The organism is Streptomyces sp. SAI-170, from assembly GCF_049739565.1.
In the GTDB taxonomy this organism is placed as follows: domain Bacteria; phylum Actinomycetota; class Actinomycetes; order Streptomycetales; family Streptomycetaceae; genus Streptomyces.
The window spans coordinates 2,403,430-2,415,000 of the sequence record NZ_JBMGQD010000001.1 but is presented as its reverse complement, the minus strand read 5'-3'; the positions used below and the strand labels follow the sequence as shown (position 1 = coordinate 2,415,000).

The 11,571-nt window shown below is 67.6% G+C and carries 2 protein-coding genes, 1 tRNA gene, 2 rRNA genes and 1 pseudogene (1 of these 6 only partly in view); 5 read left to right on the top strand and 1 reads right to left on the bottom strand.

The features are described 5' to 3' along the window. The 4 genes from RKD23_RS10600 to RKD23_RS10585 all read left to right on the top strand — a co-directional run. A 23S ribosomal RNA gene (locus RKD23_RS10600) occupies positions 1–1,506 on the top strand; it begins 1,617 nt to the left of the window's first position. An 87-nt stretch (positions 1,507–1,593) separates the two neighbouring features. Next, positions 1,594–1,710, top strand: a 5S ribosomal RNA gene (gene rrf / locus RKD23_RS10595). Positions 1,711–1,809: 99 nt separating this feature from the next. Then, a complete protein-coding gene (locus RKD23_RS10590) occupies positions 1,810–2,487 on the top strand; it encodes a DegT/DnrJ/EryC1/StrS family aminotransferase (protein ID WP_424853464.1) in 678 nt (225 codons plus the stop codon). A 77-nt stretch (positions 2,488–2,564) separates the two neighbouring features. After that, positions 2,565–2,637: transfer RNA gene (locus tag RKD23_RS10585), tRNA-Thr, on the top strand. Positions 2,638–2,707: 70 nt separating this feature from the next. Here the strand turns inward: RKD23_RS10585 and RKD23_RS10580 are convergent. Beyond that, positions 2,708–5,458, bottom strand: coding sequence for a SpoIIE family protein phosphatase (locus tag RKD23_RS10580; RefSeq protein WP_424853463.1), 2,751 nt, complete (start codon positions 5,456–5,458; stop codon positions 2,708–2,710). 380 nt (positions 5,459–5,838) lie between these two features. Between RKD23_RS10580 and RKD23_RS10575 the strand changes: the two are divergent. Next, a pseudogene (locus RKD23_RS10575) lies at positions 5,839–11,278 on the top strand (HAMP domain-containing protein). The last annotated feature ends 293 nt before the right edge of the window (positions 11,279–11,571 follow it).

Below are 11,571 nucleotides of genomic sequence, written 5' to 3'. Positions count from 1 at the left end.
AGTTGGTAGTAGGTGAGTGATGGGGTGACGCAGGAAGGTAGTCCATCCCGGGCGGTGGTTGTCCCGGGGTAAGGGTGTAGGACGCAAGGTAGGCAAATCCGCCTTGCACATAGTCTGAGACCTGATGCCGAGCCGATTGTGGTGAAGTGGATGATCCTATGCTGTCGAGAAAAGCCTCTAGCGAGTTTCATGGCGGCCCGTACCCTAAACCGACTCAGGTGGTCAGGTAGAGAATACCGAGGCGTTCGGGTGAACTATGGTTAAGGAACTCGGCAAAATGCCCCCGTAACTTCGGGAGAAGGGGGGCCATGTCTGGTGATCCGTTTTACACGGTGAGCTGGGTGTGGCCGCAGAGACCAGCGAGAAGCGACTGTTTACTAAAAACACAGGTCCGTGCGAAGCCGTAAGGCGATGTATACGGACTGACGCCTGCCCGGTGCTGGAACGTTAAGGGGACCGGTTAGTGACCTTTCGGGGTTGCGAAGCTGAGAACTTAAGCGCCAGTAAACGGCGGTGGTAACTATAACCATCCTAAGGTAGCGAAATTCCTTGTCGGGTAAGTTCCGACCTGCACGAATGGCGTAACGACTTCTCGACTGTCTCAACCATAGGCCCGGTGAAATTGCACTACGAGTAAAGATGCTCGTTTCGCGCAGCAGGACGGAAAGACCCCGGGACCTTTACTACAGTTTGATATTGGTGTTCGGTTCGGCTTGTGTAGGATAGCTGGGAGACTTTGAAGCTCACACGCCAGTGTGGGTGGAGTCGTCGTTGAAATACCAGTCTGGTCGTGCTGGATGTCTAACCTGGGTCCGTGATCCGGATCAGGGACAGTGTCTGATGGGTAGTTTAACTGGGGCGGTTGCCTCCCAAAGGGTAACGGAGGCGCCCAAAGGTTCCCTCAGCCTGGTTGGCAATCAGGTGTTGAGTGTAAGTGCACAAGGGAGCTTGACTGTGAGACCGACGGGTCGAGCAGGGACGAAAGTCGGGACTAGTGATCCGGCGGTGGCTTGTGGAAGCGCCGTCGCTCAACGGATAAAAGGTACCCCGGGGATAACAGGCTGATCTTCCCCAAGAGTCCATATCGACGGGATGGTTTGGCACCTCGATGTCGGCTCGTCGCATCCTGGGGCTGGAGTCGGTCCCAAGGGTTGGGCTGTTCGCCCATTAAAGCGGTACGCGAGCTGGGTTTAGAACGTCGTGAGACAGTTCGGTCCCTATCCGCTGTGCGCGTAGGAGTCTTGAGAAGGGCTGTCCCTAGTACGAGAGGACCGGGACGGACGAACCTCTGGTGTGCCAGTTGTTCTGCCAAGGGCATGGCTGGTTGGCTACGTTCGGGAGGGATAACCGCTGAAAGCATCTAAGCGGGAAGCCTGCTTCGAGATGAGGACTCCCACCCACTTGATGGGGTAAGGCTCCCAGTAGACGACTGGGTTGATAGGCCGGATATGGAAGCACGGTAACGTGTGGAGTTGACCGGTACTAATAGGCCGAGGGCTTGTCCTCAGTTGCTCGCGTCCACTGTGTTGGTTCTGAAACCACGAACAACCCCACGTTGTCACAGGCGTGGTGCGGTTGACAGTTTCATAGTGTTTCGGTGGTCATAGCGTAGGGGAAACGCCCGGTTACATTCCGAACCCGGAAGCTAAGCCTTACAGCGCCGATGGTACTGCAGGGGGGACCCTGTGGGAGAGTAGGACGCCGCCGAACAATCATTGATAAGGGTTGGGCCTGGAACTTCGGTTCCGGGCCCAACCCTTTTTTGTTTTGCGTCACTTGACGTTCACGTTGGGCGCCCAGCATCCAACCATGAGTACTGCTGCGATGCTCAGGGCCGCCGGTGTCGGACTCGGTGACGAGGTGATCGTGCCGGCCTTCGGGGACGTCGAGGTCGCCGAGGCCGTGACACTGGCCGGTGGGCTGCCGGTGTTCGCCGACATAGATCCGGGCACGTACTGCCTGGACCCGGTGGCTGTCGCCGCCGCGGTGACCGGGCGGACGGCGGCTGTTGTGGCCGTCCATCGGTTCGGCCGGCCCGCCGATGTGCCGGGGCTGCTCGAAGTGGGTCGGCGGCATGGGCTGTTGGTGCTCCAGGAGGGCGAGTCCGAGGAGCCGTACGACGAGATCGCGCAGCGCAGGCAGCGGGCCGCGTTCCTCGACGAGCGGCTGAAGGGCGTGACGACGCCCGAGGCGACCGTGGGGCACACCTATCAGCAGTACGTCGTGCGGGTGCCGGGGAACGGGCGGCCCGATCGGGACGCCTTCGCACGAGCCTTGCGGGCCAGGGGAGTCGACTGCCGGGTGCCGGTGAAGACGCCTGTGCACCGGCTGCCCGAATTCCGGCGGTGCGTGTCCCTGCCGGAGACCGAGCGGGCCGCCGACGAGACGTTGGCGCTGCCCGTGGACGCGTCGTTGACGAAGCGGGACATGCAGCGGATCGTGGCCGCGTGCAATGCCCTCGGGGGACTGCTCCAGCCCGCGCTCTGAACGAGTTTGGGAATACGGGTTCGTTCGGGGTATGATCTATTCAGTTGCTGCGGGGGAAACCCCGAGAAAAGCGACCGGCCCCTATAGCTCAGTCGGCAGAGCGTCTCCATGGTAAGGAGAAGGTCAACGGTTCGATTCCGTTTGGGGGCTCCGAAGAAAGAACCCCGCCCTTTCGGGCGGGGTTCTTTTGTATGTCCCCCGGCGGACCGGGGGAGTTGGCTCAGGCGTTGTGCAGACCCGGGACGCGCATGGCCAGGATCGCCATGTCGTCGGACGGGGCGTCCGAGGCGAAGCGCTCCACGGCGCGCATGATGCGGGCGGCGACCGCGCCGGCCGTGAGGCCCGTGCAGGTCGTCAGGACGTCGGCGAGGCCGTCGTCGCCCAGCATGCGGGTGCCCTCGCGGCGTTCGGTGACGCCGTCGGTGACGCAGAGCAGGACGTCGCCCGGGTCGAGGGTGACCGTCTGCTCGTAGAGCTCCAGGTCCTCCAAGACGCCGAGCAGCGGCTGGGGTTCGGCCGCGGCCTCGACCGTGCCGTCCTGGCGCAGCCGGAGCGGGAGCGGGTGGCCGGCGCAGACGACCTTCAGCTCCGCGCTGCCGTCGGGCTGCGGGCGCAGCTCGCCGTACAGGAGGGTCAGGAAGCGGCTGCGGGCTCCCTCGTCGAGGATGGCGGAGTTGAGGCGCTCCAGGACCGCGGGTCCGCTGAGGCCCTCGCGGGCGAGGAGGCGCAGGGCGTGCCGGGCGAGGCCCGTGACGGCCGCCGCGTTGGGTCCCGTACCGCAGACGTCTCCGATGGCGAAGCCGTAGGCGCCGTCGCTGATGGGGAAGACGTCGTAGAAGTCGCCGCCGACCTCGTTGCCCTCGCCGGCCGCGCGGTAGATGACCTCGACCTCGACGCCGTCGATGGTGGGCAGTTCCGGGGGCAGGAGGCTGCGCTGGAGGGACTGGCTGATGGCGGTGCGCTCGGAGTAGAGGCGGGCGTTGTCGAGGGCGAGGGCCGCTCGGCGCGAGAGGTCCTCCGCCAACTCCAGGATTTCCTGGCGGAAGTGCTCGTCGGTGGGCTTGCCGAGGGTCAGCATGCCGATGACGCGGTTGCGGGCGACCAGGGGCAGGACGACGGTCTCTCCGCCGACCGCGCCCGCGGTGGCGAGGGTGGTGCCGATGCCGGAGCTGACGGTGGCCGGTTCGCCGCGACCGAGGCTGCGCATGGAGGTGCGCAGGGCGGCCTGGTGGGCGACTTCGGCGGGGGCCGTCCAGACGCGGGCGCCCGGGGTGGGGACCGGGTCGGGCGGGGCGATCTTCGAGAGCAACGACTTGATGCCGTCGATGAGTTCCTCGTCCTCGTGCAGGACGTACGACAGATACGGCTCGGAGGCCTGGTCGGCGATCGTGTAGACGGCGCACCAGGTGGCCAGGGTGGGGACCGTCATCTGGGCCATGAGGGCCAGGGTCTGGTCGCGGTCGAGGGTGCCGGCCAGGAGGTCGGAGGCCTCGACGAGGAAGCTCAAGGAGCCGCGGCGCAGGCGTTCCAGTTCGCCGAGGCGGGCCGACTCGACGGCGAGGGCGATGCGGTCGGCCGCGAACTGCAGGCGCAGCGCCTCTTCGTTGCTGTAGCGGCCCGGTGCCTCGGCGGCGACGCCGAGCGAGCCGGTGAGGCGACCCTCGACCTTGAGCGGCACGGTGACGACCGAGCGCATGCCGGTGCCGTTGAGCAGGGGCACGGCTCCGGGGACGGCGGTGAGGTCGTCGTGGACGGCGGGCATGCGGGCGGAGCCGTAGCGGCCGGGGCCGGCCTCGACGGGGACGCGGGCGAAGCGCTGGCGGGCGGAGGGCAGGCCGGTGGAGGCGCGGACCTCCAGCTCCGTCTCGTCGTCGGTGGCGAGGAGCAGGAACGCGGAGTCGGCGTCGAGCATGTCGCGGGCGCGTTCCACCGTGCGCTGCAGGAGGCCGTCGAGGTCGTCGGGTGCGGGGGAGCCGATGAACACCTCGAACGGGTCGGTGTTCTTGCCCTCGCCGGAGCCCCCGCTGTCGGAGGTGTTGACGCGCAACGGGGTCTGCAGCACCGCGCGTTCGTGGTCGCGCACCAGGAGGCAGACGGTGGAGGGGTCGCCGCCGGTGTCGCGGACGCGCAGGTGGGAGGCGTAGACGGGGACGACCCGGCCGGCCGCGTCGCGGATGCCGTAGCTGCCTTCCCAGCGGGAGAGCTGGAGTGCCTCGGCGACGCCCGTGCCGGTGCCCGGGGTGTGCGGCCACGCGGCGAGGTCGGTGAGGGGTTTGCCGGTGACCTGGTCGGCCGGGTAGCCGAACAGCTCCTCGGCGTCCTCGTTCCAGGCGGAGATGGCGCCGTTGCGGTCGATCTGGACGACGGCGACCCGGATGCGGCCGTCGGCGATCGGCAGCAGCTCGGCCGGGAGGGACGGTCCGGCGGATCGGGTGCCGACGGGACGTTCGGGCAGCTCCAGTTGGAACCAGACCTGCTTGTGCGTGGGGGTGTACTCCACGCCCCAGCGCCCGGCGAGGGCCGCGCAGAGCTGGAGGCCGCGGCCGCCTTCGCGGTCGGGGCTGCCCATGTTCACGGCGGCGCCCTGGAGGGGGATCTCACGTTCGGGGTAGCGGTCGGCGACCTCGATGCGTACGCCGTCCTCGGTGCGCAGGCACAGGACGTCCGCCGAGGTGCCCGCGTGGACGACGGCGTTGGTCACCAGTTCGCTGGTGAGGACCACGGCGTCGTCGACGATGTCGGCGAAGCCCCAGCCCTGGAGGGTGTCGCGGACGAAGGACCGAGCAGAGGCGACCGATCGCCCGACGGGCTCGAAGCTGGCAGCCGCGCGCGCGGTGATCACGGAACTCCTCGGCCGGTTGTCGGTGTGCTGGGCTGTCCCATCGTCCGGGGAGCGGCGTGCCTGTGAGGGCAGACCGCTGTCCGGCCGGGGTTCCGGGGGCTGGGCTCCCGGGATCAGTCCGGTGGTCATGTGTGCGGCCGCCCCTCCGATGCCCGCTCGTGTCCGATGCCACCGCCCAGGCCGGACGGACCGGCGCGGCTGGACAGCCGCATGCAAGGTTACTTACCTTCCCCGTCCATGCGGATGCCGGTCGCCGGTGTTTTACGTCCCGAGGGTGTGCGGACGATGTGCGAAGCTGCCGAACTGTTATGGCCTGGTTCGGCCGGGGTGAAACACTGGGCAGGCTTGATGGCGAAGTCGGGGCAGGCCGAGTGGCTTGCGGGCCGGGCGGGCAGTGGTCCTTGATGGGCTGGTTCGCCGGCCGGTGACGATCGGTGACGGACGGCGATCGGTACGTCGGGCAGCATCCGAGCACAGCAGTGACGGTCGACCCCTGCGGGAGGGACACAGTGGAGTCTGGCGCAGCGACGCGGGGCACGAAAACGCGCGATCCGCGCAAGGCGCGCGGTGGGACCACCGCGGTGGACACGGCTGCCCTGAACCGGCTGCTGGCTGCTCTGGTGGCGATGCGGGACGGCAATTTCCGCAAGCGGCTCACGGTGTCCGGCGGGGACGGCGTGATGTCGGAGATCGCGGCCGTCTTCAACGAGGTGGCCGACCGGAACATGCATCTGACCGGTGAGCTGTCGCGGGTGCGGCGGATGGTGGGCCGTGAGGGCAAGCTCACCGAGCGGCTGGAGACGGGGGCCTGCGAGGGGTCCTGGTCGGCCGCGATCGACGCCTCCAACGCGCTGGTCGACGATCTCGTGTACCCGGTCTCCGAGGTGGGACGGGTGCTGTCGGCGGTGGCCGAGGGTGATCTGTCGCCGCGCATGGAGCTGCGGACGCAGGCGCCCGACGGGACCGGGCATCCGCTGCGCGGGGAGTTCCTCAAGGTCGGGCGGACCGTGAACAACCTGGTCGACCAGCTGTCGACGTTCACCGACGAGGTCACGCGCGTGGCCAGTGAGGTGGGCACCGAGGGCAAGCTGGGCGGTCAGGCGCAGGTGCGCGGTATGTCGGGTTCGTGGAAGGACCTGACGGAGTCGGTCAACACGATGGCGGACCGGCTGACCGCGCAGGTGCGGGACATCGCGCTGGTGACGACGGCGGTCGCCAAGGGTGATCTGTCACGCAAGGTGACCGTGCATGTGGCCGGCGAGATGCTGGAGCTGAAGGAGACCGTCAACACGATGGTCGACCGGCTCTCGGCGTTCTCCTCGGAGGTGACGCGGGTCGCCCGTGAGGTGGGCACCGACGGCATTCTGGGCGGTCAGGCGCAGGTGCCGGGTGTGGATGGGGTGTGGAAGGAACTCACCGACTCGGTGAACACCATGGCCGGCAATCTGACGGCCCAGGTGCGCGGGATCGCCGAGGTGACCACGGCAGTCGCCAACGGTGATCTGTCGCGGAAGGTGACCGTCCCGGCGCGCGGCGAGGTGGCGCAGCTCGCGGAGACGATCAACCAGATGACCGAGACGCTGCGGATCTTCGCGGACGAGGTCACGCGCGTGGCCAACGAGGTCGGCTCCGAGGGGCGGCTGGGCGGCCAGGCGAACGTGCCCGGTGCCGCGGGCACCTGGAAGGACCTCACGGACTCCGTCAACACCGTGTTCCGGAATCTGACCATTCAGGTGAGGGACATCGCGGCCGTGACGACGGCGGTGGCGAACGGTGATCTGTCGCAGAAGGTCACCGTCGACGTGGCCGGCGAGATGCTGGAGCTGAAGAACACCGTCAACGGCATGGTGGACCAGCTGTCGGCGTTCGGTTCCGAGGTGACCCGCGTCGCGCGGGAGATCGGTGTCGAGGGTGAGCTGGGCGGTCAGGCGCAGGTGCCGGGGGCCGCGGGGACGTGGAAGGACCTCACCGACAGCGTCAACACGGCGTTCCGGAATCTCACCGGACAGGTGAGGAACATCGCCCAGGTGACGACGGCGGTGGCCAACGGCGATCTGTCGCAGAAGGTCACCGTGGACGTCTCCGGTGAGATGCTCCAGCTGAAGAACACCGTGAACACGATGGTGGACCAGCTGTCGTCGTTCGCCGACCAGGTCACGCGGATGGCGCGCGAGGTCGGTACCGAGGGCCGGCTCGGCGGGCAGGCCCGGGTGGACGGCGTGTCCGGGCGGTGGAAGGAGCTGACCGACTCGGTCAACTCCATCACCGGCAATCTGACCTCGCAGGTGCGGCAGATCGCCCAGGTGACGACCGCGGTGGCGCGCGGTGACCTCTCCCAGAAGATCACCGTGGACGCGCGCGGCGAGATCCTGGAGCTGAAGAACACCATCAACACGATGGTCGACCAGCTCTCCGCCTTCGCCGACCAGGTGACCCGGGTGGCCCGCGAGGTGGGCACGGAGGGCCGGCTCGGCGGTCAGGCGCAGGTGCCGGGTGTCGCGGGTGTGTGGCGTGATCTGACCGACTCGGTGAACGGCATGGCCGGGAACCTGACGGCCCAGGTGCGCCAGATCGCCCAGGTCGCCACCGCGGTGGCCCGCGGTGACCTCTCGCAGAAGATCACGGTCGACGCGCGCGGCGAGATCCTGGAGCTGAAGAACACGCTGAACACCATGGTCGACCAGCTGTCCTCCTTCGCGGAGGAGGTCACCAGGGTCGCCCGCGAGGTGGGCACCGAGGGCCAGCTGGGCGGACAGGCCGAGGTGCAGGGCGTCTCCGGCACCTGGAAGGACCTGACCCAGTCGGTGAACTTCATGGCGAACAACCTCACCGTGCAGGTGCGGTCCATCGCCGACGTCACCACCGCGGTCGCCAAGGGAGACCTGTCCAAGAAGATCACCGTCGACGCCAAGGGCGAGATCCTCGAACTGGTCACGACCGTCAACACGATGGTCGACCAGCTCTCCAGCTTCGCCGAGCAGGTGACCCGAGTGGCCCGTGAGGTGGGCACCGAGGGCATCCTGGGCGGCCAGGCGCACGTACCGGGTGTCACGGGCATCTGGAAGGACCTCAGCGACAACGTCAACCTGATGGCCAAGAACCTGACCATGCAGGTGCGCAACATCTCCCAGGTCGCGGTGGCGGTCGCCAACGGCGATCTGACCCGGACGGTGACGATCGAGGCGCGCGGCGAGGTCGCGCAGCTCGCGGACACCTTCAACACGATGGTGAAGACGCTGAGTTCGTTCGCCGAGCAGGTCACCAAGGTGGCCCGTGAGGTGGGCACGGACGGCATCCTGGGCGGTCAGGCGCATGTGCCGGGTGTGGCGGGCACCTGGAAGGACCTCACCGAGTCGGTGAACCAGATGGCGTCCAACCTGACCGGTCAGGTGCGCAACATCGCGATGGTCACCACGGCCATCGCGAAGGGCGATCTGACCAAGAAGATCGACATCGACGCCCGCGGCGAGATCCTCGAACTGAAGACGACGATCAACACGATGGTCGACCAGCTGTCGTCGTTCGCCGAGGAGGTCACGCGCGTGGCCCGCGAGGTGGGCACCGAGGGGCAGCTGGGCGGTCAGGCACGCGTGCGTGACGTGGACGGCACCTGGCGGGACCTGACGGAGTCCGTGAACGAGATGGCCGGGAACCTGACCCGGCAGGTGCGTGCCATCGCGCGCGTGGCGACCGCGGTGACCCGTGGCGACCTGAACCTGAAGATCGACGTGGACGCGTCCGGCGAGATCCAGGAACTGCAGGACTACATCAACAAGATGATCGCCAACCTGCGCGACACCACGATCGCCAACAAGGAGCAGGACTGGCTCAAGGGCAACCTGGCCCGGATCTCCGCGCTGATGCAGGGCCGCCGCGACCTCGACGACGTCGCCTCGCTGATCATGAGCGAGCTCACCCCGGTGGTGTCCGCGCAGCACGGGGCGTTCTTCCTGGCGATGCCGCTGGTGGACGAGCCGGACCTGGCGACCGAGAGCGAGGACCAGTACGAGCTGCGGATGCTGGGGTCGTACGGCTACTCGATGGGCTCCATGCCGACGTCGTTCCGGCCGGGTGAGGCGCTGGTGGGCACCGCGGCCCTGGAGAAGCGCACGATCCTGGTGGAGAACGCGCCCAGCGGCTATCTGAAGATCTCCTCCGGGCTCGGGGAGGCCCCGCCCCGCGCAGGTGATCGTGCTGCCGGTGCTGTTCGAGGGCAAGATTCTCGGCGTGATCGAGCTGGCGTCGTTCACGCCGTTCACGCAGATCCAGAAGGACTTCCTGAACCAGATCGCGGAGATGATCGCGACCAGCGTCAACACCATCTCCGTCAACACCAAGACCGAGGTGCTGCTGAAGCAGTCGCAGGAGCTGACCGAGCAACTGCGCGAGCGGTCGGCCGAGTTGGAGAACCGGCAGAAGGCGCTGCAGGCGTCCAACGCCGAACTGGAGGAGAAGGCCGAGCTGCTGGCGCGGCAGAACCGCGACATCGAGGTGAAGAACACCGAGATCGAGGAGGCGCGGCAGGTCCTGGAGGAGCGCGCCGAGCAACTGGCCGTCTCCATGCGCTACAAGAGCGAGTTCCTGGCCAACATGTCGCACGAGCTGCGTACGCCGCTGAACTCGCTGCTGATCCTGGCCAAGCTGCTCGCCGACAACGCCGAGGGCAACCTCACCCCGAAGCAGGTGGAGTTCGCCGAGACGATCCACGGGGCGGGCTCGGACCTGCTGCAGCTGATCAACGACATCCTCGACCTGTCGAAGGTCGAGGCCGGCAAGATGGACGTCTCCCCGACGCGTATCGCGCTGGTGCAGCTGGTCGACTATGTGGAGGCCACCTTCCGGCCGCTGACCGCGGAGAAGGGCCTGGACCTGTCGGTGCGGGTCTCGCCGGAGCTGCCCGCGACGCTGCACACCGACGAACAGCGGCTGCTGCAGGTGCTGCGCAATCTGCTGTCCAACGCGGTGAAGTTCACCGACTCCGGGTCGGTGGAGCTGGTGATCCGGCCGGCGGGCATCGATGTGCCGGTGGCGATCAGGGAGCAGTTGCTGGAGGCGGGGTCGCTGACCGACGCGGACGCCAAGCTGATCGCGTTCTCGGTCACGGACACCGGCATCGGTATCGCGGCGAGCAAGATGCGGGTGATCTTCGAGGCGTTCAAGCAGGCCGACGGCACCACCAGCCGCAAGTACGGCGGTACGGGCCTGGGCCTGTCGATCTCGCGGGAGATCGCCCAGCTGCTCGGCGGTGAGATCCACGCGCAGAGCGAGCCGGGCCGCGGCTCGACCTTCACCCTGTATCTGCCGCTGCACCCGGGCGAGCTGCCCCCGCACGGCTATCCGCAGGCCGCTCTGCCGCCCGGGCAGTCGGGGGCGGGGGAGCACGACCTGCTGCCCGAGCCGGCGATCGAGACGCCGGCGGAGGTGAAGTCGTACCACGAGACGCAGAACGGCGCCGCCGCGCTGTTCCGGCGCCGCCGCCGGGCCTCCGTGCACACGCAGGGTGACGACCTGGCCGAGCGGTGGTCCGCCGGAGAGCAGGAGCCGGCACCGCAGCCGCGCGGCGGCATCCGGTTCTCCGGGGAGAAGGTGCTGATCGTCGACGACGACATCCGCAACGTCTTCGCGCTCACCAGCGTCCTGGAGCAGCACGGACTGTCGGTGCTGTACGCCGAGAACGGCCGGGAGGGCATCGAGGTGCTGGAGCAGCACGACGACGTGGCGGTCGTGCTGATGGACATCATGATGCCGGAGATGGACGGGTACGCGACGACGACCGCGATCCGCAGGATGCCGCAGTTCGCGGGGCTGCCGATCGTGGCGCTCACCGCGAAGGCGATGAAGGGCGACCGGGAGAAGGCGATCGAGTCGGGCGCCTCGGACTACGTGACCAAGCCGGTCGACCCCGACCATCTGCTGTCCGTGATGGAGCAGTGGATGCGGGGAGAGTGAAACGCCGGCCGGGAGACTAGGTGGGAACTCTGTGAGTTCACGCGGAGTTGCCGATTGAGGCTGCCCCACGCCGTGTAGAAGTACGGCGTGGGGGGAACCTTCTGGACTCACGCCGCGTTTCCGCTATGTGCACAGTGACATCGCGGTGACAGGGTGTGGCGACGGGCGGGGTGCGGCTACCATGACCGGCACGAGGACGGGCGGCGAAAGGGAGTCGTCCCCTGGGGCGGGCATCCGCAGGTGTCACCCCGAGTCCTGAGGACAGGGGAGGCCCCACGCCGGGGCGAGGAGGG

Coding starts and splice junctions, on each gene's coding strand:
- RKD23_RS10580 (WP_424853463.1), bottom strand. CDS start 5,458: ATGACCACCGGACTGATCCCGGGAGCCCAGCCCCCGGAACCCCGGCCG.
- RKD23_RS10590 (WP_424853464.1), top strand. CDS start 1,810: ATGAGTACTGCTGCGATGCTCAGGGCCGCCGGTGTCGGACTCGGTGAC.